The organism is Bacteroides sp. Marseille-P8574 (genome assembly GCF_902825465.1).
GTDB lineage: Bacteria > Bacteroidota > Bacteroidia > Bacteroidales > Bacteroidaceae > Bacteroides > Bacteroides uniformis.
Window position 1 is genome coordinate 483,688 of record NZ_CADEBE010000001.1, and the last position, 26,197, is coordinate 509,884.

The 26,197-nt window shown below is 39.9% G+C and carries 22 protein-coding genes and 2 pseudogenes; 19 read left to right on the top strand and 5 right to left on the bottom strand.

Annotated elements, in window-relative coordinates:
• Positions 1 to 15: 15 nt before the first annotated feature.
• Positions 16 to 186, bottom strand: a pseudogene (locus HUX74_RS20630) (tyrosine-type recombinase/integrase); the annotation flags it as partial.
• Positions 187 to 470: 284 nt separating this feature from the next.
• Between HUX74_RS20630 and HUX74_RS02125 the strand changes: the two are divergent.
• The 3 genes from HUX74_RS02125 to HUX74_RS02135 are packed head-to-tail and all read left to right on the top strand — an operon-like array spanning position 471 to position 3,328.
• Positions 471 to 1,700: a site-specific integrase gene (locus tag HUX74_RS02125; protein WP_174646125.1), complete on the top strand. Its 1,230-nt coding sequence runs from the start codon at positions 471 to 473 to the stop codon at positions 1,698 to 1,700.
• A gap of 13 nt (positions 1,701 to 1,713) precedes the next feature.
• Positions 1,714 to 2,925, top strand: coding sequence for a site-specific integrase (locus HUX74_RS02130; protein ID WP_011966141.1), 1,212 nt, complete (start codon positions 1,714 to 1,716; stop codon positions 2,923 to 2,925).
• 28 nt (positions 2,926 to 2,953) lie between these two features.
• On the top strand, positions 2,954 to 3,328 hold the full coding sequence (locus tag HUX74_RS02135) for a hypothetical protein (protein WP_011966142.1): 375 nt from the start codon (positions 2,954 to 2,956) through the stop codon (positions 3,326 to 3,328).
• A gap of 232 nt (positions 3,329 to 3,560) precedes the next feature.
• On the opposite strand, the gene HUX74_RS02140 is transcribed toward HUX74_RS02135, so the two are convergent.
• Entirely contained in the window at positions 3,561 to 3,854 is a 294-nt protein-coding gene (locus HUX74_RS02140) for a helix-turn-helix domain-containing protein (RefSeq protein WP_011966144.1), read from the bottom strand.
• Positions 3,855 to 3,893: 39 nt separating this feature from the next.
• Positions 3,894 to 4,205 carry a helix-turn-helix domain-containing protein gene (locus HUX74_RS02145; protein WP_011966145.1) on the bottom strand — a complete coding sequence of 104 codons (312 nt, stop codon included), beginning with the start codon at positions 4,203 to 4,205 and terminating at the stop codon, positions 3,894 to 3,896.
• 453 nt (positions 4,206 to 4,658) lie between these two features.
• Here HUX74_RS02145 and HUX74_RS02150 point away from each other — a divergent pair, with 453 nt between their 5' ends.
• From HUX74_RS02150 to HUX74_RS02200, 11 genes are all read left to right on the top strand, one after another.
• Positions 4,659 to 5,126: a DUF3408 domain-containing protein gene (locus HUX74_RS02150; RefSeq protein WP_174646126.1), complete on the top strand. Its 468-nt coding sequence runs from the start codon at positions 4,659 to 4,661 to the stop codon at positions 5,124 to 5,126.
• A gap of 280 nt (positions 5,127 to 5,406) precedes the next feature.
• The gene (mobA, locus tag HUX74_RS02155) at positions 5,407 to 5,829 is read left to right on the top strand and encodes a conjugal transfer protein MobA (protein ID WP_011966148.1); all 423 of its coding nucleotides are present in this window, start codon (positions 5,407 to 5,409) and stop codon (positions 5,827 to 5,829) included.
• 1 nt (position 5,830) lies between these two features.
• Entirely contained in the window at positions 5,831 to 7,039 is a 1,209-nt protein-coding gene (locus tag HUX74_RS02160) for a site-specific integrase (protein WP_011966149.1), read from the top strand.
• Between the two features lie 259 nt (positions 7,040 to 7,298).
• Positions 7,299 to 8,486, top strand: coding sequence for a hypothetical protein (locus HUX74_RS02165; RefSeq protein WP_174646127.1), 1,188 nt, complete (start codon positions 7,299 to 7,301; stop codon positions 8,484 to 8,486).
• Positions 8,487 to 8,489: 3 nt separating this feature from the next.
• Positions 8,490 to 8,948, top strand: coding sequence for a hypothetical protein (locus HUX74_RS02170; protein ID WP_011966151.1), 459 nt, complete (start codon positions 8,490 to 8,492; stop codon positions 8,946 to 8,948).
• An 11-nt stretch (positions 8,949 to 8,959) separates the two neighbouring features.
• On the top strand, positions 8,960 to 10,354 hold the full coding sequence (locus tag HUX74_RS02175) for a hypothetical protein (RefSeq protein WP_011966152.1): 1,395 nt from the start codon (positions 8,960 to 8,962) through the stop codon (positions 10,352 to 10,354).
• 7 nt (positions 10,355 to 10,361) lie between these two features.
• The gene (locus HUX74_RS02180) at positions 10,362 to 13,754 is read left to right on the top strand and encodes a cell division protein FtsA (protein WP_011966153.1); all 3,393 of its coding nucleotides are present in this window, start codon (positions 10,362 to 10,364) and stop codon (positions 13,752 to 13,754) included.
• A 6-nt stretch (positions 13,755 to 13,760) separates the two neighbouring features.
• Positions 13,761 to 14,684, top strand: coding sequence for a hypothetical protein (locus HUX74_RS02185; protein WP_011966154.1), 924 nt, complete (start codon positions 13,761 to 13,763; stop codon positions 14,682 to 14,684).
• A 9-nt stretch (positions 14,685 to 14,693) separates the two neighbouring features.
• Complete coding sequence (locus tag HUX74_RS02190; protein ID WP_011966155.1) at positions 14,694 to 16,322, top strand: hypothetical protein; 1,629 nt, start codon at positions 14,694 to 14,696, stop codon at positions 16,320 to 16,322.
• Between the two features lie 2 nt (positions 16,323 to 16,324).
• Positions 16,325 to 16,957: a membrane protein gene (locus HUX74_RS02195; protein WP_011966156.1), complete on the top strand. Its 633-nt coding sequence runs from the start codon at positions 16,325 to 16,327 to the stop codon at positions 16,955 to 16,957.
• Positions 16,944 to 17,699: a S1C family serine protease gene (locus tag HUX74_RS02200; RefSeq protein ID WP_011966157.1), complete on the top strand. Its 756-nt coding sequence runs from the start codon at positions 16,944 to 16,946 to the stop codon at positions 17,697 to 17,699. The genes HUX74_RS02195 and HUX74_RS02200 overlap by 14 nt, the downstream gene beginning before the upstream one ends.
• A gap of 267 nt (positions 17,700 to 17,966) precedes the next feature.
• Here the strand turns inward: HUX74_RS02200 and HUX74_RS02205 are convergent, their stop codons facing one another.
• Positions 17,967 to 19,007 (bottom strand): site-specific integrase, encoded by a 1,041-nt coding sequence (locus HUX74_RS02205; RefSeq protein WP_254592825.1) that lies wholly within the window; start codon positions 19,005 to 19,007, stop codon positions 17,967 to 17,969.
• 864 nt (positions 19,008 to 19,871) lie between these two features.
• On the opposite strand from HUX74_RS02205, the pseudogene HUX74_RS02210 reads away from it, so the two are divergent.
• From HUX74_RS02210 to HUX74_RS02230, 5 genes and pseudogenes are all read left to right on the top strand, one after another.
• Positions 19,872 to 20,855: pseudogene (locus tag HUX74_RS02210) on the top strand (hypothetical protein); the annotation flags it as partial.
• 13 nt (positions 20,856 to 20,868) lie between these two features.
• Positions 20,869 to 21,786 carry a DUF3869 domain-containing protein gene (locus HUX74_RS02215; RefSeq protein ID WP_005827850.1) on the top strand — a complete coding sequence of 306 codons (918 nt, stop codon included), beginning with the start codon at positions 20,869 to 20,871 and terminating at the stop codon, positions 21,784 to 21,786.
• Positions 21,787 to 21,876: 90 nt separating this feature from the next.
• Positions 21,877 to 22,938 carry an IS5-like element IS1169 family transposase gene (locus HUX74_RS02220; RefSeq protein WP_008657074.1) on the top strand — a complete coding sequence of 354 codons (1,062 nt, stop codon included), beginning with the start codon at positions 21,877 to 21,879 and terminating at the stop codon, positions 22,936 to 22,938.
• Positions 22,939 to 23,146: 208 nt separating this feature from the next.
• Positions 23,147 to 24,271, top strand: a complete 1,125-nt coding sequence (locus tag HUX74_RS02225) for an OmpA family protein (protein WP_117589371.1) — start codon at positions 23,147 to 23,149, stop codon at positions 24,269 to 24,271.
• Between the two features lie 127 nt (positions 24,272 to 24,398).
• Positions 24,399 to 25,151 (top strand): YjbH domain-containing protein, encoded by a 753-nt coding sequence (locus HUX74_RS02230; RefSeq protein WP_057256766.1) that lies wholly within the window; start codon positions 24,399 to 24,401, stop codon positions 25,149 to 25,151.
• 74 nt (positions 25,152 to 25,225) lie between these two features.
• Here the strand turns inward: HUX74_RS02230 and HUX74_RS02235 are convergent, their stop codons facing one another.
• Positions 25,226 to 26,191, bottom strand: coding sequence for a PCMD domain-containing protein (locus HUX74_RS02235; RefSeq protein ID WP_034525516.1), 966 nt, complete (start codon positions 26,189 to 26,191; stop codon positions 25,226 to 25,228).
• Between the last annotated feature and the right edge of the window lie 6 nt (positions 26,192 to 26,197).

The window sequence follows — 26,197 nt, forward strand, 5'->3', positions numbered from 1 at the left end:
GCATTTAACCAACCCCTATGATATATTAGGAATTAAATCAATAGCTTTCTTTTTACTTTCATCTACAAGCTTTGCATAAATTTGTGTTGTTTGTATATTGGTATGTCCCAATAGTTTGGAGACCGTATATAAATCTACTCCCAGTGTCAGCATCATTGTTGCATGTGTGTGGCGCGCACAATGGAATATACAAGGTGATGCAAGTAATAGTGAATAGGTAAAGATTAAACGTAAGTCGTTTGAAATGAGCTGTATTTCTGTATTCTGCAAAATGTGGAAAATGCAAATGACAACGGAATATTGAGGTTGTTCAGTTACCAAACCGTTAGCCGAGCAGTTACCGAAACGGGAATAGGTAACACAAAGCGATGAAAAGAAAACCTCACCGTTTTGTTTGCGCTCATACACAGTGTTTTGCGTATCAAAGAGCGCTTATATGGCAAGTAACTTTGCACTAAAAATATAAGCGTATGAAAGTAGAAAAATTCAAGGTGTTGCTCTACCTCAAAAAGAGCGGACCGGATAAGTCGGGAAAAGCTCCCATCATGGGACGCATCACGGTAAACAGGACAATGGCACAGTTCGGATGCAAACTGTCCTGCACTCCCGAATTATGGAATCCACGTGAAAGCCGTCTGAACGGCAAAAGCAAGGAAGCGGTTGAGATCAATGTCAAGATTGAAAAGTTACTGTTAGCGGTAAACAATGCCTTTGACAACCTTGTGAATCGTAAGGTTGATTTTGATGCTACCGATGTGAAAGACCTTTTTCAGGGCAGCATGGAAACACAAATGACGCTCATGCGAATGACGGATGTTGTCTGCGATGACCTCAAAGCCCGTATCGGCATAGACAGGGCAAAAGGGACTTATCCCGGTTATCACTATATGCGCCTGACAATCGGGGAGTTCATCAAGACCAAGTACAAGGTGAAAGATTTGGCATTTGGACAACTGACAGAGCAGTTCATCCACGACTATCAGGCATTTGCCACCGGTAATAAGGGTTATGCGATTGATACCGTCCGCCATCATCTTGCCATCCTGAAGAAGATATGCCGTCTGGCGTATAAGGAGGGATATGCCGACAGAATCCACTTCCAGCATTTTACCTTACCAAAGAAGACAGAAACGACACCACGGGCATTGAGTCGTGAATCGTTTGAGAGAATCCGTGATGTGGAAATACCCGCTTACCGCAAATCCCATATACTGGCAAGGGATATGTTTCTCTTCGGGTGCTACACCGGGGTCTGTTATGCGGATGTTGTCTCGATTACCCACGAGAACCTATATACGGATGAGGACGGTGCTTTGTGGTTGAAGTATCGAAGAAAGAAAAACGAACTTCGTGCCAGTGTGAAACTGTTACCGGAAGCGATTGCGCTGATTGAAAAATATCATAGTGGGGATAGGGACACCCTGTTCCCTTTGCTGCATTGGTCAAATCTCAGACGACACATGAAAGCGTTGGCGGCACTGGCAGGCATCAAGGATGATTTGTGCTATCATCAGGCGAGGCACAGCTTCGCCTCGCTGATTACGCTTGAAGCAGGTGTGCCGATAGAAACCATCAGCAGGATGCTGGGACATTCCGACATTTCTACAACACAGGTCTATGCCCGTGTCAGCCCGAAGAAACTTTTCGAGGACATGGACAAGTTCATAGAAGCCACCAAAGATTTTCAATTAATTCTTTAATACAGAAAACGATATGCGAAGTACATTTTCACTTTTACCCTACATTAACCGCAGCAAAGTAAAGGCTGACGGTACGACTGCCATACTCTGCCGCATAACCATTGACGGCAAACAGACTGCCATCAGTACGGGGATTTATTGCCGACCGGAAGAATGGAACAGCAAGAAAAACGAGATTAAATCCGTAAGGGAAAATAACCGTTTACGAGAATATTTACGACTGACAGAGGAAGCCTACAATGAGATACTGAAATCGCAAGGCGTGGTCAGTGCCGAGATTTTGAAGAACCACATATCCTTGAACAACATCCATCCGACCACTCTTCTACAGATGGGTGAATGGGAACGTGAGCGGTTGAAGAAACATTCCGAAGAAATAGACTCGACTTCTTCCTATCGAAGTTCAATGTATTATCAGAAGTACCTGACGGATTTTCTTACGTCCATCGGTAAAAAGGACATTCCCCTTGAAGAAGTGACGGAGGATTTCGGCAAGTCCTATAAAGCCCACTTGAAGAAATGCAAGAACTTCGGGGTTTCCCAGACCAACCATTGCCTGCGTTGGTTGAACCGCCTGTTGTATCTGGCAGTCGATAAGGAGATTCTTCGTGTAAATCCCTGTGAGGACTTGGAGTATGAGACAAAGCCGGAAGCAAGGCACAGGTACATCAGCCGTGAGGAGTTCAAGAAGATACTTTCCACACCGATGTATGACAAGCGTATGGAACTGGCAAGACGGGCTTTCATATTTTCCACCCTGACGGGACTGGCGTATGTGGACATCAAACTTCTTCATCCCCACCATATCGGAACAAACGCTGATGGCAGACGGTACATCCGCATCAACCGGAAAAAGACAAAGGTAGAGGCATTCATACCCTTACATCCCATAGCGGAGCGGATATTGTCGCTGTATAACACGACCGATGACGAGAAGCCCGTGTTTCCTCTTCCCAACCGTGATGCCTTATGGTTTGAGGTTCATGAATTGGGAATAACCATAGGGAAAGAGGAAAACTTGACCTATCACCAAAGTCGGCACAGCTTCGGCACTTTTTTGATTTCGGCGGACATACCGATTGAGAGTATCGCCAAGATGATGGGACACTCCAATATCAGGACGACACAGGGATATGCACGGATAACCGATGATAAAATTTCCAAAGATATGGACAAACTGATGGAGCGAAGAAAGGAAATATCGGCTGGCGAAAAGAAGAAATAGCAAATAATCATCATAAAATAAAGGAATTATGAGCAGAGGCATAATAACAATCAGTGAAACGGGTGCAGTCACTATGCCGACCGCACCCGTATGGATGATGCAATTTGAGATTGCCGACCTGTTCGGGGTGTTCTCGTGCGATGTCCGCAAGACGATACGGGCAATCTATAAGAACAATGAACTGAATGAAGCCGATACGATGCGATATATCAGGCAACCGGATGGTATCAGTTATGACGTTTACAACCTTGAAATGGTTATAGCCATTGCATTCAGGATATGCAGTAAAGAAAGTGCTTTGTTCAGACGGTTTATAATAAATGAAATCAGCACCACCAAAAGAGAAACGCCTGTTACGTTGTTTGTTTCCTGTGGCAGGAGTAATAACCGATGGTATAGTTGAGGTTCATCCCGTCAGCCACTTGTTTCCGTTGCCACACGTTTGAAAGGCATCCGGCAACGAAAAATAAGCAACTGATGGGTAAAGAGCAGAAAAGGAACGGCTTACAGACGAAGCGCAGTATTGACACTTCATCCGTAAGCCGTTCCTTTTTTCTTTTTGTCGAAAGTCTATTGCTGCCGCAATACAGGGCATACGGCAAACTACACTCCTTCAAGAAAAATCAAGTTATCCTCTATCGGTAGGCGGAGCGGTAGCCGTCATTCAGCATCCGTTCGATGTCGGATTCACGGTAGAGAATTTTACCGCCCAACTGGATATAGGCTATATGCCCTTCATTGCGGTAGTCCTGAAGTGTCCGGCGGCTCACCTTCAGCCGTGCCGACACCTCCTTGTCAGTGAAGAAACGCTCACCGCCCAATGTCGGGCGGTAATTGGCGGTCAGATGCTCTACATTATCAAGCAGTCGGTCAAGACTGCCCATAAAGTGGATTATCCACTTGTTGTCCTTGTTAATCAACTCATTCATATTACTCTGGATTTAGTGGGTGTTGTCATTATATTTAATTCATATAGTCTTTCCTTTGAACTTCGCTTCCTTTCTTCTATCCTCCACAACGGAGACAATGAACTCCACGTCTTCGGGACGGTAATATGTCTTGTGGTTTATCTGTGAATAAGCCAGCGTGCCGTTATCCCGAAGCGTCTGTAACGTGCGAGGGCTGATGTTGAGCATACGGCACACGTCCTGATTATCCATCCATTCGCTCATTTTCTTTTCCCCGTGCCGATGGCAGATGGCATCCATACGGCTGACGAAACGGTCGAACTTGGCGACCATTGCCTCAAAGGTCTTTCTTTCGATTGATACAATTTCCATATTGCCTTTCTTTTAATTGTTACTGTTTCTTTTGCCACAAAGAAATACATTATCTGCTGTCATGCAATGGATTTTCAAAAAGTGGCAGCGTGTTGCGCCGATACGGTAGTCATTGTCCGGGGTACTGCTTGCCGGTTATCTGTGAGCAAGCCGGTGGAATACGATTTCCGTTCAGCCTTTAATTCCCATTTTTTATAAGGAAGCCACAGCCAAAATAAGGGCTTAATTTAAAATAGCCCCCAATCGTACCTTTGTCCTTTCAGCTATTCATATCCGGTAAATCGGTGAAGTCCGCACCGATTTGTCAGTCTCCATAAAGCAAAACCGTACAAAAATGCCTAAGAAAATCCAAGTACTTGACTGACTGCATTAAAGCACCTTACTTCGCTCCCGATAATCGGTCGAGGTATAGACCAAGACCACATTCAATAACTTAATCAATTTGTTTTTACAATGAAAAAAGAACCAAACATTACAGAGCAGCAGGCTCGTGAAATCGTGGAAAAAATGGGGCGCAGGGAACCCTACACCTCCAAGTCGATAGACGACTTCTACAGGAGTATCGGTCTGGAACCGGAGGAGCCGGAACAGCTCGGCAAGACCGTCACGGAAGAAGCAGAAATCCCTATGGCGGATGAACCGTCAGGTGCGGCAACAGGGGAAACGGCAATGCCGCAGAAGCGCATCAGCAGCAAACAGCGCAGGCTGTCTTTGGATGAGTACCGCACTACTTATCTCAAAGTTCCCAAAATTATCAACCGCAAGCCCGTGTTCGTCAGTGAGACGGTGCGTGACGAGCTGGACAGGGTTGTCCGCTACCTCGGAGGGAAGGGCATGAGCGCATCCGGACTTATAGAGAACCTTGTCCGCCTGCACCTCGATGCCTACCGGAATGACATCGAGCAGTGGCGCAAACTCTGACGGGATTACGGTGGAACAGGTTGAGCCGTTGGATGCACTCCATCGGTTCGACCGATACACAAAGTGAGTTATTACACTCGGAAATCAATCCGACAGGCGGAGGATTTTTGTGTCCTCAAAGACACAGCAAGGTATGTTTTCAGTTACTCGGATGTTCCGGAGTAACTAAAAACCCTTGCACCGCCGTGGGCAGAATTATCCTCCGAAGTCGGATAATTTCGGGGTTCCTTAATCAAAGATTAAACAAAGGATAAACTATAAAATTGAAAGAATAAGAAGCATGAAAAAGAACAACAAGTACGGGAGAAATCCCAAGTTGAACCCGAAGACGCACTGCGTGATGGTGCGCTTCGATGATGAGGAATGGAACAAATTTCTCACGATGTATGAGGAATCACAGGTGTACGCGAAAGCTGTCTTTCTGAAGGCGCACTTCTTCGGGCAGAAGTTCAAGGTGTTGAAGGTAGACAAGGCAATGGTGGACTACACAACCAAGCTGTCCGATTTCCACGCCCAGTTCCGTGCCATCGGCACGAATTATAATCAAGCCGTAAAAGAGCTGCGTTGTCATTTTTCTGAGAAGAAAGCGATGGCTTTGCTTTATAAGTTGGAAAGATGTACCATTGAACTTGTGAAGTTAAGTCGGAAGATTATAGAACTTTCAAGGAATATGGAGAAGTGTTACCAATCAAAATCCGACTGATATGGCATCGGTAAAAGTCAAGTTTCGCCCTTCTACCATAGTCGGCAAGGAGGGTACACTTTACTATCAGGTGATTCACAACCGCGTGGTCAGACAGATATATACCGACTATAAGCTTTTCGCTTCGGAATGGGATATACATTCCGAAGCGGTTGCCATGCATTGTACTCCGAACGAACAAGAGCGAAACAACTATCTGCTTTCGATAGGTTCCCGTATCAGATGGGACAAGGAGAGGTTGAATAAGATTATACACACGTTATCTCAATCCGGCACATTCGTAACGGATGATGTAGTCATGCGCTTTCATGAAAACAGGCAAGAACTGTCATTCAACGCTTACATCAGCCAGCAGGTAGCGAGACTGAAACGTTTAGGGAAGATACGCACCTCGGAGACTTATACAGCCGCACTCAGAAGTTTCAGCAGTTTTATGAATGACACAGAGGTTTTATTTGACCAACTTAATGCGGATTTGTTTGCGGAGTACGAGGCTTATTTGAAAGGCAGGGGAAATACGCCCAACACCATATCATTCTATATGCGAATTCTGAAAGCCGTCTATAACCGTGCGGTGGAAAATGGACTGACGGAGCAACGGCATCCGTTCAAGTCTGTCTACACGGGAGTGGAGAAAACCATGAAGCGAGCCTTATCACTCAATGACATCAGACGTATCAAAGGACTGGACTTGTCATTGAAGCCCAATCTTGACTATGCCTGCGATATGTTCCTGTTCTGTTTCTATACAAGGGGAATGTCGTTCATTGACATGGCTTATCTGAGAAAGAAAGACTTGCTGAATGGCACTCTTTCCTATCGTAGACGCAAGACAGGACAACAACTGTTCATCAAATGGGAAAAATGTATGCAGGAGATTGTTGATAAATATCCAATAAACGAAACGGAATACCTCTTGCCTATCATTACAAAACATGATGAAGATTATCGGAAACAATACACCAACGAACTTCATCGGGTAAACCATCTGTTGAAGAAAATCGGGAAACTGCTGGATTTGCCAATACCCTTGACGATGTATGTCGGTCGGCATTCATGGGCAAGTATTGCCAAGAGCCGTAATGTGCCTATCTCTGTCATCAGCGAAGGTATGGGGCATGATTCTGAGAACACTACGCAGATTTATCTTGCATCGTTGGATACCACCGTGGTAGATAAAGCCAATAAGAAAATACTGGATCTGCTGTGAGGCAGTGGATGTTTAGCGAATCTGTCCAACGCTTGCCAAGAGACGGATAAGCATCTTTATCTCGTTGATAATGAGTAATATTTTACTTTTGCAAAGATAACTTCGCAAAACATCTGATATTTTTCGCAAAACAAAAAGAACATAATAGATAAGATTTTCAGCGTTTTATAACTTAAAAATCATTATTTTGCGTAACTTTGCATTGTAATATCCGTCTCTTGGCAAGAGACTATATATAAACTTTATATAATTACATTAAATGAACAACAAAATATTTGCAATCACTGCTATAAGTACTCTTATACTACTGCTTAGTTGTAGTGGAGATGAAATTATAGTCAATTCGGATAATAATCCAAATCAAATTAGTGATATAAAACCTATACTCAAGGTTTATATTGAAAACTCTGGAAGTATGGATGGTTATATGTGCGATGGGTCTCAATTGAAAGATGCCATTTTTGATTATGTAAGTGATTTGAGCACTTGTGTAGATACGACTCAATTATATTATATAAACAATCGTGTTATACCATATCATGCTGATTTGGAGCAATATATTAAGACAATGAATCCAATAACATTCCAAAAGGCTGGTGGCAACCGATCCAATTCGGATTTAAGTAAAATGTTAAGTACAGTATTGGACGCGATGACTGATTCTACAGTGAGTATATTTGTGTCGGATTGCATCTTAGATCTTCCTGTCTCTGATGCACAGAGATTTCTAAGTACTTGTCAAATATCAATTAAGAATACTATAAATAAAGGCAGAAAAAATATTCCTCTTCTTGGCGTTGAAATATTGAAGATGAAATCTGATTTTAATGGTAAGTATTTTTATCAGAATGGAGGAAGTGAAGTTCTGACCAACGTAAAAAGACCATATTATATTTGGATTTTTGGTAATAGCAACGTACTGGCTAAATTAAATACGGAAGTACTTTTCAAGGGATTGGAAAAATATGGATATGATAATATTATCTCATATTGCCCAAAAAACTCTATACCATATGATATAACAAACAGAGCTTTAATAAGCAAGACAATTAATCCCATCAAAGGTGATTATAATGCAACTATTCGTGCCGACTTTTGTACAACATTACAATCAGAAGATGTTCTGCTGAATCTTGATAATTATTCTTTTAATAATCAGAACCTCATAATAGAAAATATTAAACCGATAATAGCGACTGAGAGAGAATATTCTCATTTTATTAATATTACAATACCCAAAGGAGTAAATATTGCAGAAGATTACTTGATACTGAAGGCTCCGAATATGCCAAGTTGGGTTCTTGAATCGAACGATGAATCTGGGGAAAATGTAAAGGGTAATCTCGATAAAACGACAGGTATAAAATATTTAATCGGAGGAGTCTCTGATGCTTATAAAAAAGATAATGTATTAACTACGCTTAAATTCACTGTTAAACGAAAATAAATTATGGGCGAATTATTTGGAAGTATTTATTGCTGGTTTGAAGAATTCTTTGGAATAGAACTAGCGAACTATCTTTGGGGACAGTCCTCTCCATTATCTCAGACTAACTCTTATATAGGAATTGGTTGGACAATGCTTGGCATAAGCTTGGCAATAGTTTTAATATTTTATTATGCAATCAATCACCCTCGCTTGAACCATTGGTGGGGATGGGGGATTTTCCTTATGGTAAATGCTCTAATAAACTTTATTGTGGGCTGGCAATTGGTGCTTAAAGACTATTATGGAGGAAAGATGGTAACAATTGATCCAGCAACAGATTTACAAATTCCTCTCAATATTGGTGGAGCAGAGATAATTTGTTTTGGAGTTTCCAATATGTTTCTCTCTGTCTTAGCTTTTATAGTTTTCACATTTATATTCAAATGGTGGAGTCCCAACTGCTCTGGTGCACCATTCTAATCGTAGAAGTTATGTCTAAAATATTTGTTTTCGGAATAGGGGGGACGGGTTCAAGAATCCTTCGCTCTCTTGCCATGATGTTAGCCTCTGGAGTAAAGTTCGGAGCCAATGAAATTGTACCCATAATAATTGACCCAGATGTTGCAAACGCAGACCTTACTAGAACTGTATCATTATTAAATAATTATACTGCAATCAGAGAAAAATTGCAATTTAGTAACGACAATAGAAGTAGGTTCTTTCATACTGAAATAGAAAGAATTTTACCTAATTACACTCTCCGTATTAACGACACCGATGATAAGTCGTTTCAACAGTTTATCGAATACGCCTCAATGTCAAAGCCTAATAAAGCAATGACCAAGATGCTGTTTTCAGACAAAAATCTTGAATCATCAATGGAAGTGGGATTCAAAGGTAATCCTAATATTGGGAGTGTGGTGTTAAATCAAATAGCCCATTCAGCAGATTTTAATGATTTCGCTAATTCTTTTAGCGACGGAGATAGGATATTCATCATAAGTTCTATCTTTGGAGGAACTGGTGCGAGCGGATTTCCATTACTTTTAAAAACACTACGTGAGGGGAAACATTTTCCCAATTATGACCTCATCAACAAAGCCACAATAGGTGCTGTAACTATACTTCCATATTTTAAGCTAAAGCCGAATGATGAAAGTGAAATAGATTCGTCAACCTTTATTTCTAAAACAAAGTCAGCATTAGCGTATTACGAGAATAACATAAGTAAAAATGGAAGTATTGATGCTTTATATTATCTTGCTGACGATGTGGTAAGTACATACGATAATCACGAAGGAGGTTCAGCCCAACAAAACGCAGCTCACTTAATCGAATTTTTGGGAGCTACGGCTATCGTTGATTTCTCTAAATCAAAGTTTGATACCCCGGCAAATATGGAACTTGGGATAAAAGAGACATCTGGAGCTGTATCATTTGATTCATTCTATCGTAAGATGTATGAAATGCTTTACTACCCGTTGGTTCAATTTACGATGACAGCTAATGCGTTGACTCAGAAACTTGATGTTTATCGTTCCAGTGGTTTTAACGCAAATAAGGGTAATTTTGAGAACTTTTATTCTGGAGTTTTTTTCAGTGACTTAGCGACATTTTTGAAAAAGTATCAGGAATGGTTAAGGGAGATGAAAGATAATAAGCGTTCTCTTGATTTGTTCAATCTTGCTTGTGGAAATAAGCCTTTTGACTTAGTAACAGGTGTAAAACCTAAGCGGATTTTTAGCAAATTTTCAGATTACAACTTGATGACAGACCGCTTAAATAGTGCTGTAAAAAATTGCAAGAGTAAAGGTGTTGAAGATAAGTTCCTTGAAATGTTCTTTCTCGGAACGGAAAAACTTGTATCAGAAAAATTAAGTAACTAATTTCACTATGTCAAAAGTATTCAGATTATATAAAGAGGGAACAACAACTTATGAAGACTGGAACAATAGTCCTGCGTTCCCATATAATTCAGCAAGTCGTGATACCATTGAGGATCCTGATGGAGCATCAGCCTGCCATGAAATAACTTCAATACCATCTCCATTCGCCCGGATTGATTTGATAAAAGCCGCCTTTAAGGAAGTTTGTAAATCAGGGAAAAATAATTTGTCCAATCTTGATGGCAATACCATTTTTCATAAGATGGTATCTGATACTCTTGATGTTGCGGAAATATTTTTCAATATCGATAAATTCAATGGTAAAGTAGAAATCATTAAATGGGATTGGTCAATTATGCTTACTGAACTTGACCAATCTGGCATTTCTGGTCATCGTTATTTTGCAGATGCACTCCGTAAGTATATGTCCTCAGACTCCAAAACGTACAACTTCGAAGCACTGAGAAACATATATTTATTAAATTATGTAGAAGGGCCAGATGAATTAAATATTATCGGTGCTACATCACCAGCTACGTTATTTTTTAGCAATGCCAATGATTTAGGATATGTTAATGATATATTCTTTGGAGAGGATAAACCATTTGATTCTAACTACCAACCATTGTACAGACGAGATTTTGAATTTGTTAAATATTTCTTTGCGTTAAGAAAGAACATACCCAATTTTGCAGGATTGTTCCCTGAATTTGACACCTATCTCACAAAAACATTTTCAGCAATCACAGACCAAAGAAAGAAGAACGAGTTACTTTCTATAACATCAACTGTACTTGATCAGTTGTCTTCAATCTCTGTCGTTGATGTACAACAAAATGACATTGTAGAAGTTTTGGGCTATCCACTATACAAAAAAACTTCTCGCCCTGTAACGACAACTAGTGATTTTACCATAAAAACCACGAAAGAATGTGAGTTCTCTCCATTAGTTCTCCCAATAGAGGCGGGAAACCGCTATGGCGACCTTCAGTATACCACAAGCAAATGGGGGAAGACTAATGTTGCTCCGTATATTGATTCGGAATTGGATTTAATGAAAAGAACACTTCCGTTTGATGGTTCTCTTAATCCATATCTGACAATTAGTGACTTATTGGAAGATACAATTATTCGAGTTCCTCATAGTCTGAATGTTGAAAATTATTTTGATGGAAATTTGAAACTAGAAGAAAAAGAATTGTCATATCTGCTTCCTTTAAAACCTCTGTTGTTTGAATATTTCACCCCGGAAGAGATAAGAGGAAATATGATGGATGGAAAACCAATGTTTGAGATGCAAACACTTGCAGGTAATTCAGGTGTAAAGGTTACACTCCGTGTACCCATTAAAGGAGCTGGAAATATCAGATACGTTGAATACATACGGCTTTACTATAATAATAGATGTGCAGATGTACAGAATAATGAGGGTGGAATGACTGAATTTAAGTTCACAGGATTCATTATGCCGCAAGTTAGATTCAACAATGAACAGGACGCTATTTATACTGTATCATGTGTTCAGTCTGCAACAGGAAGAAACGAATTCCGTTTTTTTAGTGATGGTGAAAAAATCCTACCAAAAAGCTGCACTTGTCGTAATGAAGACCAACAGATTATGGTTAAGGCTGATAATTATTTGTTGGAAAAAAGGAATTTTGATTTCGTTCAAGTTCGTAACACACATGGATATTGTGGTATTTTGCTGCCGATTTTCAAACAGCAAAGGAATGTTGAACGGTTTGAGTTCGCTATAGATTTAGGTACATCTAATACCCACATAGAGTTCCGCAAAGGAAATGAAAAACCAGAGGTTTTTACTTTCACGGCTAAGGATAGACAGTTATGTGAGATGTTCATCCCTATAAAGAATGAATATGGTTCAATTGAAGATTTGATTGAAGAAACCGAACTTATAGAGAAAGATTTTATTCCTTCAGAAATCGGCTTGTCCGATTTTCATTTTCCAACTCGGACTGTGCTTTCCTGCGCAAAGACAATAGATTGGACAAATGTAGTCGAACCATTTACGCTTGTGAATCTTCCATTTACTTATGATAAGCGCAGTGAGTTGTCTTACAACAATTTCAGATGTAACATCAAATGGGGTAATGGTGATGATCTTTGTGTGATGGAGTCGTATGTCAGATGCCTTATGCTTATCATTAGGAATAAGGTCCTTCTTAATAATGGCGATTTGCAGCATACTAAAATCACATGGTTTTATCCTATAAGTATGGCACCTAAGCGATTGCGTAGATTGAAATCTACATGGGATGATGCTTACCAAAAATATTTTGGAAATGGTGTTACTGGATATATGACGGAATCTTCCGCACCAATTCAATATTTCTTCAAGAGATATTCAACGGCTACGGATTTAATCAATGTTGACATTGGTGGAGGCACTACTGATATTGCGTTTGCGAAAGATAAGAATATAAGTCATGTGACATCATTTCGGTTTGCATCAAATACTCTGTTTGAAAATTCATTTTCAGAACTTGATGAAGATAACGGTATAGTTGACTGGCATAAGAATGAAATTCTGAAACTTCTTGAAGAGAAGAATTTAATGGATCTTATTCGCGTGTTCAATAGCCCGAATAACACCAAACCTGCTAATATGGCATCATTCCTATTCGGTCTTAAAGACAACACTATTCCCCAAAGAGCCGGAGTTAATGTCAAAGCTATTGATTTTAATTATATACTCCAAGAAGATGAAGATTTTAAGATTGTATTTATTATTTTCTATACGGCAATAGTATATCACATAGCGCAAATTGTTAAGTCACTTAACCTTGAAGTTCCTCGTCATATCTCTTTTAGTGGCAATGGCAGCAAGGTAATACGTGTTATTACAACCGACTCCAAATTACTCGCGCGATATACCAAAATGGTATTTGAAAAACTGCTCGGAAAACCGTATGGTAAGGAATTGGATTTGCTGGGTCTTGAAAAAGACTCTAACCCTAAAGAATCAACTTGTAAGGGTGGCATTATCGGTACGGAAGATGAAGACAACAGAGATAAGACTATTGTTTTCAAGAGTGATTGTACAGGATTAGTGACACCAAAAGATACCTATGCCAACATTAAAGATGATTACAAGAGGCGTACAGTTACCGCAGTTGAGGATTTCTTCAAGTTCGTACTTGTTGATATGAATTCTGCATTCAATTTTGATAAAAATTTCGGAGTTAAACCATCATCTATTCGTATCGCACAAGAAATGGCAAAGAAAGATCTTCTCACGTTCCTTGAAAAAGGAATAAGTCAGCGTTGTGAAGAAACTGAGGCGGAAGATATGATAGAGGAAACATTCTTCTATTATCCCATAAAAGGGGTGTTAAATGCAATTTCAGCAGAAATATATAACGAATTACAACAATCATAAGAGCACATGAAACAAATTATAATCTCATTACTCACATTAGCCTTGGCGGACATCTGCTTGTGTAGTTGTGGCAATGATGTGGCTGCCAACACTTCTCTAGAAGAGATGCATAAAAAGAGTTCCATAACGCAATCTGATGAGAAGCATAAAAAAGCGATAACTGATTCTATCAACAATCTACGAGAAAAAATAATGGATTTAACCGAAAAATATGAAAAGGTTTATCAGGAATTAAGCGAAGTAAAAATGGACAATAAGAAAATCAATGATGAAAAAGCAACGAATAAATGGTATATTCTTATTGGTGGAGGTATTGGATTGCTTGGTTTGATAGTATCAATTTTTGCATTTGGAAAAACAGGGAAATGTAATAATAGATTAAGTCGTCATCGTGAAGAAATCGAATCACTGAGACAGCTATTAAATGAGCGTCGATTTGAACCAAATGTTACTGGTACTAAACGTACAAATTATTCAGCCTCGTCATCGATACCCAATAATGAAATCTCTGATTTGTCTCGAAAAATACAACATTTAGAGAATGAACTTTTAAAAATACAAAAGACTACTCTTGTTCATGGAACACCGACTCCATCTACAATTACCCCACCGATAAAACCAACTAGAATAGGTTACTTTGGAACAGCTATAAGTGGTGAAAACGGCACAGGGTATTTTAAAAAAGTACTTGAATCAAAAGATAGTGATGCAAGATTTTCAGCACAAATTATTGATGGTTCAGCTAATTTTGAGCCTATAGCATCTCTTTCCTCTATCAAATCCAGCGACTATATGGACTTGGCTGTAGAATTTGAAGGGGTATCTAAAAATGAGGCAACTGATATGTCCGTTCATTACAAAGGACTGGCTCAACAAATAGGAGATAAATGGATTATTGTAAAAAAAGCAGTTATAACTTTAAAAAAATAATCAACTATTATGCATTCAATAGTACCTATAATAATTATTATTATCATATTTATGCAATTGTTTTTCTTTGTGAAGAACTTTTTGCGTATGCGCCAATTCAGTAACATCTTTACTGGTACAACTTCATGGCGAATAAGACGTAATGCAGAAACCTCTCTTGTGGATGGCATATATGGGGATGGTAACAAAATATTTATCGGCATTATTACATCCATCAATAAATATCTTGGAAATAACTCCGGTTCAGTTATTGATTTTGGTCTTCTGAAAGATGCGGTTGACCGTCACTGTGATTCTGTAGAAAATGACATAGCTACACAGACACCTATTCCACTTTATTGGGGATTGGCTGGTACAATGGCTGGTGTTATTATGGGATTGTGGGATTTGTTACAGTCTAATGCAATAATGACTCTTATGAGCAGCGGTGGCGGAGTTATCGATAATGCTTCACAGAGTGCCGCTTCTGGAATTAATTCTCTTTTAAGTGGTGTCGCATGGGCAATGCTGGCTTCTATTTGTGGTATTCTGCTTACGACAGTCAATTCTCTTCTCTTCAAAAGATGCAAACTTAATGAGGAAGACGGGAAAAATTCTTTTTTTGCTTGGATGCAATCAGAACTTCTTCCTGAATTACCATCTGATACATCCGAGGCACTTAACAATCTCGTAAGAAATCTCAATAAATTCAACAATACATTCGCACAAAACACATCAAATCTTGGGAATACGCTAAATGCCGTTAATCAGTCCTATGCAATACAAGCGGATATAATAAAAGCGGTTCATGACATGGATGTTATGAAAATGGCAAAAGCTAATGTGCGTGTTCTTGAAGAATTACAACAATGCACAGACAAATTGGAAGTATTTAATCAATATCTCAATGATATTGAAGGATACACCGAAGCTATACATAGATTTGAATCATTGTATAATGAACAAGCAAATCGAATCCACATACTTGAAGAAATAAGAGATTTCTTTGGACGTCATAAAGGAGAAATAGCTAAAACAACAGCTGATGCAGACAGGACACTTCAAGAGTCTCTCCAAAATATAAAGGAATCTACATCATCAAATGTCGAAGAACTGCACAAAAGGTTTATTGAACAAAGTGAGTCATTCAAAGAAATTCTTAAATCTGAACGAGAGTCATTTGAACAATTTACAAATGATTTAAAGGCTCAATTTAGTGCCCAAATGACACAAATGCCACAATTGTCTGAACAATTGGAAGAAATTTCAGCAATTCCTGTCAGACTTGACAAGCTGATTGAAAAAATAGAAATGTCAAACATCCGTTTAGCGAATGACATATCCCAGTCTATCAAACAAACCTTGATGACCACAAAGGTAAATAAAATACTTGATACAAATGATAGTGTTCGTGTTGGTGATTCCATACCAGCGTGGATGAAAGTCTCAGGATGGGCTGCATTAGTAATCATTGCCATTACCTGCATTTTAAATATCGTGTTTATGTTTTTCCCCGTTAAAAAGGATAAGAGCCAGCCACAACAAATCCATATTCAGCCAACAGAGTTGCCGATGCAAATAGTTAATAAACAAGCAGAAAATACTACTGATGCGGTCTTAAATACAACAGATTCTATTAAAGATAATAATAAAAAGTAATTATGGCTCAGAAAAAGGAATCGTTTTTTTGGACAAGTTACTCAGACTTGATGACAAGTTTGTTTTTTGTCATGTTAGTATTATTCATTCTTGTAATTGTTCTTCTACATAAGCGTATGGAGGCAACAGAAGCTCAGTTACAAGAGATTAAAAAGGTTGAGCAATCAACAAAAGATTTAAGTCGAGATTATTTTCAATATCGTTCAGATTACAAAAAATATGTTCTAACAATTCAAGTTCGCTATCCTGCCGGAAAGTCTGACTTGAATGATATTGTATCTACGGATAAAGAAGCCCAATTACGTCAATTGGCTGCGGCAGGACGCGAAATACGAGATTTCTTAAAAAACCATAGTGAGAATCAATATATTCTTATAATAGAGGGGCAAGCGTCAAAAGACAACTTCCTTTATAATTATGAATTAAGTTACCAACGGGCATTAGCACTTATGCGTTTTTGGATTGAAGATTCACGTATTACATTTGGGAGTAATTGCGAAATTCTAATATCTGGCAGTGGAGATGGCAAACTTGATACTCATTCTATGCGAGAAACAAATGACGAAAGAGAGAATCAGCGTTTCCTTATTCATATATTGCCAAAAAACATTTTTGAAAACAATGAAAATAAATAATTTCATAATATCAACAGTTTCTATTATATGTCTGTATTCATGCGCTCATAAATCAGGACATGGTGAAAGGAATGATAAGATTGTAACTTCACAACAGTCACAGTCAGTACTAGTGTCTCCTAATAAAAAAGCAAGGAACGTCACAATATCAGTTGTAAATAATCGTGGTGATAAAAATAAGCTTGATGGTTCTCAAATTTTTTCGAAATATAATACGTCAGTTTTTATGGTGTTTACTTCGGATGGCTACAATATGTACCAAGGTTCTGGATTCTTTATCAACAAAGATGGTTTGGCTGTCAGCAATTATCATGTGTTCAAAGGAACTGGCATTGGTGAGGAAGGGATTAAATTAGCTGGAAGCGATAAGGTGTACAAAGTAGAGGAAGTGATCATGAGCAGTGAAAATGAAGATTTTATTCTATTCCGTGTAGATGTTTCCAATACAGATTTTATTCCCGTTGCCAAATACAAACCGAATGTGGGTGAAAAAGTCTATGCTATTGGTAGCCCCCGTGGACTTGAAAATACCTTTTCTTCAGGAGAGGTATCGCAATGGCGTGACAAAAATTTAATGCAAATTTCTGCTTTAATTGATCACGGTAGCAGTGGTGGCGCATTGATAAATGAATACGGAGAAGTAGTCGGTATCACATCCGGTTCGTTTGCAGACGGCTCACAAGCCAATCTAAATTATGCATGGAGCATTGATGTGATAAAACCATATGTAAAAAACAAATAATGCAGGCTTGTAGGCATTGATTAGAGTTCTCATATTAATAATAACAGTAATTGCTTTTTTTGATTGCGACTCTTGTTCGATATAGGTGATTGTCATTTAGCTTGATTATATAATCTAAGAAAGTGATGTGGTTTGCTCAGTTCTATGATAACACAGTGGATTATTCAAAATAATAATATTACCTTTGCATTTAGAAAAAGCGTTCTTTTGAATTACTGCAAAACGAGGTAAAACACGGAATTTCGCTGGTTCCTAAATCGTTACCTATCAAGCCGAAATATATTGTAATACATTGTATCTTAGCAAGAAAGAAAAATCGCTATGCCTTGCTGTATGAAATGTTACATGCTTTGATATCCCAGCTTGTTCAACCCATTTGTGTAAAATTACATTACTTCTCCCCAGTGAGACCAATCCGGCAAACACCTTTTCCGTTTCTGGTGCATTTCCTCTGTCTGGCAGATGTTTTATGGCTTCCGAACAGAGTGGAAGCGATATGGCTTCTTTCGTCTTCTTCTGAATAATACTCAATAGTGCATTGCCATTTTCATCATAGCGTATATCTTCCCATCTCAATGCAATAATATCACAATGCCTCAACCCACAAAAACAGCTGAATAAAAATGCTTTCCTTAATAAGGTATTATAAAAAGGAGTATGAACCAATCTGGTCAATTCCTTTATAGTAAGATAATCCCTTTCTGTTCGATTACGTTTTGGTTTGTCCTCGTTCTTTATCTTATTCATCGGATTAACAGTTATATAATCTTCAGAGACGGCCCTATTCAAGCAGTAGCGCAGCGTTTTCAAATAATAGAATTGGGTGTTAACATGCAATGTCTTTTCCTTCTTACAATGTTCTTGTTTTGTTTTCTTCAAGTAATCTATAAAACCCAACAAATAAGTCTTGTCCACCTTCCTTAGCAATATTCCATTCGGAGTATATCTTTCCAAATGGCATACAACGGCATGTATGGCACTTTTCCGTACTCTATTGTTCACACTTTGTTCTGCTATTAATTTCATATAGCCAGTCAGCTTCATATTGGACAATCTGTTATGATTAAATCCGTAAGTTTGATTATATATTTCCAAAATCTTCTGAGCCTTTATCGCATTTGCCAAATTTAGCGTCTCGACATTTCTTTTTTTATCAGCTTGATTATGTTCAGGGATAATATACAACTTTAAGAATTCGTATTGCCGCCTTCCATTCATATAAATATCCAGATATATGGATTGGCATCCATTAACCAATTTTTTTGTTCTCACCTTTATTGGCTCTTTTAAATTCAATTGCTTTTTCATATTCTTTAAATAAAAACATACAGTTTATTATTAGTAGTAACAAAGCAGTAACAAAAATCAATCCTACAAATTGCTTTCATGTTCTATCACTCTTGTCTTTTTTTATAATTACCTTATTAACTATCAAATATTTACAGTATAGGGCACAGCGTTACTGAAAGAACAAATATAATAATAAGCCAGTAACAATTAAACTATCAAGAGTGTGGCTATTGCTATGGCGGCGGAAACTTTCTCTGGAAATTTATTTTCCATCACTTTGCTTCTACACTTCCACCCACCTTCTGCATTCCCCTATCCATCGGCATTTGCCCTGCGGTGGAAGCAAGCCGAAAAGGTGGAAGCAAATTTTGCTTCCACCTGCCTGAAACGCCGAGGTTTTGCAGTAACCACCTGTTTACTAGCATAATATTACGTAAGAGCTACATAAATCAATCAGTTCGTTTTTCCTGCATTTTCGAGCTTGCTCTTCTACGAAATCGGTGGATATCGAGTTGGGCGGTAGGACGCATCATTCCGCAGGGACTATGAAAGGTACCGGTAGAGTGAGCCATTCAAGCGGATGATTTCTAACTCATGGCTATGAATAATGCCGTCTAATGTCCTTTAAGTTGTTGTACAATACATTTGCGCCCTATCCACAATAGATGTAGGCTACGTACTTCATCCGAAAAGTCTTGGGGTTAGTGACGCCTAACAGTCATGAACAACCCTGCTTACGGCCATAAAGCAATCGCTTGACGACCATTAGCAGAGTTGTTCATGGCCGTTAGGCGTCATTAATCCCCTATGCAACAGCAGACAAACAAAGAGAGAGAAGCCAAGGATTGTCTGTGTTTTAGATAGAAAGCCCATTTATTAGCAGGTGTACCGGGAGAAAAGTCATGCCGCATAATAGTTCTGGATAATAATGTACCCCAGATTTCTCTTTATTATCATCCCATAAAGGGAGATTCGGTGCTCCAAGCAGAACGTGATGACTGGAATGTAAGCTATGAATTGGGTGATACTTGGAAAAATGCACGAAAAATAAAGTTGAAAAATAGTTCTTTGTTCAAGATTGATGTATTGGTGTATCCGGAATTCTCTTTCAAGAACGTGATTATTACGCAGATTTATCAAATTCTATTTGATTTGAGCCCTGCAATAGAAATTTCGTTATGGAAGGGGATGAAAGCCACAGCACAAGTGAAGATACCGGTTTATAATGATGGATATGGAGCTCGGGAAGGAAAGGTTCATCCGGGTTTCCTAACTCTTTCACAACGTTTCAGGTTGCCTTATAATGTTTTTGGTAAATTCTCTGTAGGCTATTTTAGTGGTAACCGATATGGTGCTGATGTAGATTTCTTTCGCCCCTTTAAAGATGAACGTTTTTCCTTGTTGGCAAGAATAGGATATACGGGAGCTGGACGTTGGGACGGATTTAGGTTCCAATATGATCCTTCATTATGGCGTATGACGTGGTCTTTGGGTGGAAATTTCTATTGGCCACGATTTAATACACTGTTCACACTGAAGGCTGAACAGTATTTGTTGAAGGAAAAGGGGGTTCGGTTTGAAATGATCCGTCATTTCCGCTATTGTTCGATAGGCTTTTATGCGATGAAGGCGGAGCATGCCAAAGCAAATGGAGGATTTCGGTTTCAAGTGGCATTGCCTCCATACAAATATAAAAGAAGGGGGCATATCCCACGTGTGAATACTTCTACTAACATGGGCATTGCTTATAATGCGGGTAATGAAAGGTATTATTATAAGGACTATAAGGCAGAAGCAAGTGATAATATAATGGAAAGAAATAGTTTTAACCCATATTTTATTAAGTCAGAATTGTTAAATTTTTAATTAATTAATTGAGATGAAAAAGAAAATTTTTTTAAGTGGCGTAAATGCTAAATTAGCATTGGCGGCAGTGGCTTTGACAAGTGTGATGTTCACAAGCTGCGAAAAAGAAGAATTCAATGTTGCGCCTGTAGAATTGGACCCTGCAAGTGCTACTGTTGCTATTACTGTATATGATTTATCAGATGGTTCTATCATAAATGGTGCAAGCATTACAGAAAATGGTGCTGCTATTACTAGCAATCCTTTCGTAATTGAAGCTGGTTCAGATGGAAAGATTGCTGCTGCAACAAGAACTTTTGCAGCTACAAAAGACGAGTATCTGTCTGGAGAAGGCCAAGCTACTGTTCCTGCTTTGAATAAAGGACAATTTGCTTTGATTCCGGTAAGTATTTTCTTGCAACAAGAACTGAATGCTGCTGAAGATGTTGTTGTTGATCAGGATGAGGAAACTATTACCCCTAGTGAAGTTGGAGGAGAACAAAAAGGTGGTGAAAATACAAGTAGTAAAGAAAAAGAAATGGATCTGCCATATACAGCAAAAGTTGGACAAGAAGTTACTAATATTGCTGCTGTAAATGCATCGATTGATGCTATGCCTATAACTAGAGGATTGTCTGATGATGAAGTAAAAAAGGTGTTGAAAGCATTGGTTAAATCATATAGCCCGGGTATCACAGATGTAACTTATACTAAGAAAGTAACAGTTCCTGCTTATACTATTGTAACTTTGAAGACTACTACAGAATACGAAACTTCTGATAATACAATCTCTACAGTGGTGGATGGCAAACTGTACACTATTCCTAATGTAAAGATTAAGAAGGTAGTTAAGACTGTTGTAGATCCAGTCTTTACTTCAACTGAACATGGTCATGGTCACGGTCATGGCAATGGTAACAATGCCGGTGGTGGTGACGGTGCTGCTGAATAATAATAGAGGAGTTCTATAAATTAAAATATTGTAGTACAGTTGTTTATATGGTTCCAAGAGCGTAAATTTGCAGAAAATAAGAATTTTATAATGAACAAGTTATCCCGATACCGTAAGCTTCGTTATAATCAACTATTTGAGTCAGAGAATCGTGAATTGCGTTTGAATGAAATGGGCAATCCTCTTGAAGTGTTGTCTCAGTATGTTGATTTTGAGATCTTTCGTCCTACTCTTGAATCAGCCCTTTTTACCGGAGAGCGCAAAAGTAATGCCGGTCGTCCGCCGATAGACTGTGTGCTGATGTTCAAGGTCTTGTTTCTTCAGCGTTATTATGGTTTGAGTGACCATCAGATAGAGTATCAGATAGTTGACCGTACGAGTTTCCGCAAGTTTCTTGGTATTGAATGTGTTGACGATGTTCCTGACGAGAAGACGGTGTGGAAGTATCGCGAACTCCTGACAAATACAGGCGTTTATGACAAGCTTTTTTCGGAATTTCATAGTTTCATGGAAAGTAAGGGTCTGCAATTCAATGAGGGTCGCATCATTGATGCCAGTTTTGTTATTGCCCCTCGCCAACGTAACACCCGTGATGAAAATGAGCAGATAAAACAGGGAGCGGGTAATAAGTTGTGGAATGACAATCCCCACAAGAAGTGCCACAAGGATGTAGATGCCCGCTGGACAAAGAAGCGTGATGAGACTTTTTACGGCTACAAGCAGCATACTAAAGTTGAGAAACGCAATAAGATCATACTTTCTTATGATACCACGTCGGCAGAAGTGCATGATTCCAAAGGCTTTGAAGGACTGCTGGATGAAAAAGACGAAGGCAAGGACTTGTATTTGGACGCCGGTTATGTCGGACAAGAGGAGATTGTAAAACAGCATAAGATGAATCCGATAATTTGCGAAAAGGGCTACCGTAACCGTCCGCTTACCAAGGAGCAGAAATCAGACAATAGGAAAAAATCCAAGACACGTTGCCTTGTCGAGCATGTATTCGGGTTTGAGGAACAAACCATGCGTGGACTTGTGGTGCGTACAGTAGGGCTTATTCGTGCTAAAGCCAATGTAGCACTCACCAGTCTTGTGTATAACATCAGTCGTTACACGCAAATAATCAGGCTGAAACCTGAGTTGTTGGGGTGAATTATGCCTGCACATCCAATTTTTACAACAAACACAAGTTAATTATTGTAAAAATTGGGGGGGTAGAAAATATTCGCTAAATTTGAAAGACTAAAGCTCACAAATTGGGCAGTTAAAGAGTTCTGCTGTCTGATACAAGAGGATAAATTGAATTGATAGAACTCACCAATAGTTTTAGTTATTATTTTAATTTTAAACTAAAGGAATAATGAAAAGTAAATTAGTAATAGCCTCCTTATTATTAGCAGGCGCTTGTGCAGCAAATCTGAATGCACAAGAAAAAACGAACTACTACACTCCGAAATGGAGCGATAATATTTTCGTGAGTGTAGGTGGTGGTGTCCACGCTATCAACAATGATGGTTTCAATAAATTGGCTCCGCATTTCAGCGTATCAGTTGGTAAGTTGATTACTCCGACATGGGGTGTACGTGCCCAGTTCAATGGCGTTACTCAGCACTTGTGTCTGGATAACTCATATTGGGAACACAATAAGACGTACTTTGGTGGTAACATTGATGCAATGATCAATCTTTCTACATTGTTCGCAGGCGTTAATCCTAACCGTTTCTTTGAAGTTTATGGATTCTTGGGTCCTCAAGTAACTGTTGCAAAGTCAGCAAATGTGCTGATTCAAAACGATGGAACAATGATTCCTGATGGAGATGAAAAGGCTAGAGCACGTGTAGGCGCTTCTGCCGGTTTGGGCTTGAAGTTCAATATCAACACCAAGTGGACCATTGACGTAGAAGCTCGCGGTGCCATCGCTCCGTCCATTTTCGGTAATATCAGCAGCCATCGCAAGGCTGAAGGTACAGGTATGCTGACCGCAGGTGTTAGCTACATCTTCGGCGGTAAGAAGTTCGTTCCGGTTTCTAAGATTGACGAAGACGCAGTCAATGCGGAAATCAACAGATATAGAAGTGAACTGGCTCAGGCTCAGGCTGACCTGGCTAACTGCAAGAATGCACTGGCCAACGCTAAACCTGAAGTTAAGGAAGTGACCAAGGAAGTTGAAGTTGCCGGTCCGCGTGCCATCTTCTTCAAGATTGGCAGCGCCCGTCTGGACGACTATGGCAAGGTTAACATCGAACTGGCTGCCAAGATTCTGAAGGCTAATCCGGACAAGAAGTACAAAGTTGCAGGTTATGCTGACAAGGCTACCGGTAGCGCTTCTTGGAACCAGAAGCTGTCCGAAAAGCGTGCCCAGGTTGTTTACGACGCTTTGATTGCTCAGGGTGTTGACAAGGACCAGCTTGAACTCGTAGGATTCGGTGGTACTGAAAACATGTTCGGCAAGAACTTCCTGAACCGCGTAGTTATCCTGGAATAATACACTCCAAGTGACAAATAGACTCTAAAAATGAAGGCGTCTGGGACTCAGACGCCTTTTTTTGGTACTATGTCCGATGCACGTTATAAAGCAACCCATTTTTTATCAGCGACTGAATTTATATGTGATGATGAAGTTTAAGCTATTCTTTATCGTTCTGTTTTGCAGCCTTTCCCTTTCGGCCTTTTCCCAGTTGACGTATGGTACAACCGGGCTGTTGCATGCGCCCTCTGCTGAGATGCAGCGCGACAAGACTTTCATGGTCGGCGGCAACTTCCTGAACAAGGAGCTCACACCGCCCACCTGGTACTATCATACCTACAACTATTTCCTGAACGTCACCATCTTCCCCTTTCTGGAAGTGGCCTACACGTGTACGCTCTTCAAGGCGGAGGCGTTGGGATTGAAGCCATACGGGTATAGCGGGTTCACGAACCAGGACCGCTACTTTTCCGCCCGTCTGCGTGTGTTGAAGGAGGGGCAGTTCTGGAAATACATGCCGGCTGTCGTGCTGGGGACGTCCGACCCGTTCACTTCCTCCGGCGGCGGCCAGGTAGGCACCACGGAAGGTAACGGCTATTACAGCCGTTTCTATATTGCCGCCTCCAAGCATATACCCGTTGTGGGTAAGGAGGAGATCGGTGTCCATCTTTCCTACCTTTACAACAACCGCAAGGAGTACAAACTGAATGGCTTTGCACTGGGTGTCACCTACAATCCCACCTTCCATCCGCAGTTGAGGGTGATAGCGGAGTACGACTCCAAGGACTTTGCTTTGGGAGCCACTTATCTGCTGTTCAAGCATCTGCATGTGCAGGTCGAAATGCAGAGGATGAAATATTTCACGGGAGGGCTGACATACAAAATTCATTTGAAATAAGAAGTAAGTCAAAGTCTCGTTGACTCCATAAAAAAAGCAGCTAAAGTATGACATCAACTTTAACTGCTTTTATTCTAATAGACCAATTTTACATTGTCAATCCATAGCGAATTGCCAGGAGAACCTATATAAGCACCACCATGACTAGAGGTGAATTGCAACAGCAAATGAGTGGGCACATCGTCCTTCGTCCCCCAGGCAACCTCCTTAATAGGCACACTCTCTCCTTTACTGTTAACTGCATAGCGTTCTTCAACCTGAAGACGCATCATGTGGGCCTTGTATGCAGGGTCACCGGTGATATCACCGTACATGATGGAATAAGTGGCATTATTATGCCAATCGGTAGTAGTATAATATCGTACGACCATCGTTCCTACACGCTTGGCATAGATATTTCCCTTCTCATCTTCCCAACGCTTTTGCAGAAACAGATTCACTTCCGGGAAGTCCTTTCCCTCAACATCTGTGATACGGCTAAAGCCCGTTGCACGGATACGCTTCTCGCGGTCGGACATCTTTACTTTATAATCAAACTGTATGGCGATAGGTTTCTTTGTAAACGGTATGCCGGAATTCAGCATTTTCTGCGGATTCTTGGTCCCCTTGATAGGTTCGTGCACCTCACCCAGAAACATGGAGCCGGCAGCCAGCACCGTGATATCCACTATTCCAAAAACCTTCACACTCTCCATACGGGTGTCCATACGGGCACAGAAACCATCCCCTCGCTTTTCCGGGAAAACAGAAGTATTGGTTTTCGTGATACCGGCTACCCGGGCCATCACATTGGATGTCGCCCACGGCGAACCTCCCATATTCTTGTATGCCTTGGTCTCGGTGACAGTAGCAGTAGGCCCGATGGCATATACATTCTTCGTGGCACCGCCAATAATACCGGATTCCTTGATTTGGCGGTCAATCCATTGATCCATATTTCCGAAAGGAATCATCTCTACCTCGTGCTGCTGTGCAGAAACTGCTCCGCAACAGAGCATGGCAGACAGCATTCCCAATATACGAACTTTCTTTTGAATCATTTCTCT

Bases quoted from the DNA above. Each gene is read 5' to 3' on its own strand.
- HUX74_RS02125 (WP_174646125.1), top strand. From the start codon at position 471: ATGAAAGTAGAAAAATTCAAGGTGTTGCTCTACCTCAAAAAGAGCGGA.
- HUX74_RS02130 (WP_011966141.1), top strand. From the start codon at position 1,714: ATGCGAAGTACATTTTCACTTTTACCCTACATTAACCGCAGCAAAGTA.
- HUX74_RS02135 (WP_011966142.1), top strand. From the start codon at position 2,954: ATGAGCAGAGGCATAATAACAATCAGTGAAACGGGTGCAGTCACTATG.
- HUX74_RS02140 (WP_011966144.1), bottom strand. From the start codon at position 3,854: ATGAATGAGTTGATTAACAAGGACAACAAGTGGATAATCCACTTTATG.
- HUX74_RS02145 (WP_011966145.1), bottom strand. From the start codon at position 4,205: ATGGAAATTGTATCAATCGAAAGAAAGACCTTTGAGGCAATGGTCGCC.
- HUX74_RS02150 (WP_174646126.1), top strand. From the start codon at position 4,659: ATGAAAAAAGAACCAAACATTACAGAGCAGCAGGCTCGTGAAATCGTG.
- mobA (WP_011966148.1), top strand. From the start codon at position 5,407: ATGAAAAAGAACAACAAGTACGGGAGAAATCCCAAGTTGAACCCGAAG.
- HUX74_RS02160 (WP_011966149.1), top strand. From the start codon at position 5,831: ATGGCATCGGTAAAAGTCAAGTTTCGCCCTTCTACCATAGTCGGCAAG.
- HUX74_RS02165 (WP_174646127.1), top strand. From the start codon at position 7,299: ATGAACAACAAAATATTTGCAATCACTGCTATAAGTACTCTTATACTA.
- HUX74_RS02170 (WP_011966151.1), top strand. From the start codon at position 8,490: ATGGGCGAATTATTTGGAAGTATTTATTGCTGGTTTGAAGAATTCTTT.
- HUX74_RS02175 (WP_011966152.1), top strand. From the start codon at position 8,960: ATGTCTAAAATATTTGTTTTCGGAATAGGGGGGACGGGTTCAAGAATC.
- HUX74_RS02180 (WP_011966153.1), top strand. From the start codon at position 10,362: ATGTCAAAAGTATTCAGATTATATAAAGAGGGAACAACAACTTATGAA.
- HUX74_RS02185 (WP_011966154.1), top strand. From the start codon at position 13,761: ATGAAACAAATTATAATCTCATTACTCACATTAGCCTTGGCGGACATC.
- HUX74_RS02190 (WP_011966155.1), top strand. From the start codon at position 14,694: ATGCATTCAATAGTACCTATAATAATTATTATTATCATATTTATGCAA.
- HUX74_RS02195 (WP_011966156.1), top strand. From the start codon at position 16,325: ATGGCTCAGAAAAAGGAATCGTTTTTTTGGACAAGTTACTCAGACTTG.
- HUX74_RS02200 (WP_011966157.1), top strand. From the start codon at position 16,944: ATGAAAATAAATAATTTCATAATATCAACAGTTTCTATTATATGTCTG.
- HUX74_RS02205 (WP_254592825.1), bottom strand. From the start codon at position 19,007: ATGAAAAAGCAATTGAATTTAAAAGAGCCAATAAAGGTGAGAACAAAA.
- HUX74_RS02215 (WP_005827850.1), top strand. From the start codon at position 20,869: ATGAAAAAGAAAATTTTTTTAAGTGGCGTAAATGCTAAATTAGCATTG.
- HUX74_RS02220 (WP_008657074.1), top strand. From the start codon at position 21,877: ATGAACAAGTTATCCCGATACCGTAAGCTTCGTTATAATCAACTATTT.
- HUX74_RS02225 (WP_117589371.1), top strand. From the start codon at position 23,147: ATGAAAAGTAAATTAGTAATAGCCTCCTTATTATTAGCAGGCGCTTGT.
- HUX74_RS02230 (WP_057256766.1), top strand. From the start codon at position 24,399: ATGATGAAGTTTAAGCTATTCTTTATCGTTCTGTTTTGCAGCCTTTCC.
- HUX74_RS02235 (WP_034525516.1), bottom strand. From the start codon at position 26,191: ATGATTCAAAAGAAAGTTCGTATATTGGGAATGCTGTCTGCCATGCTC.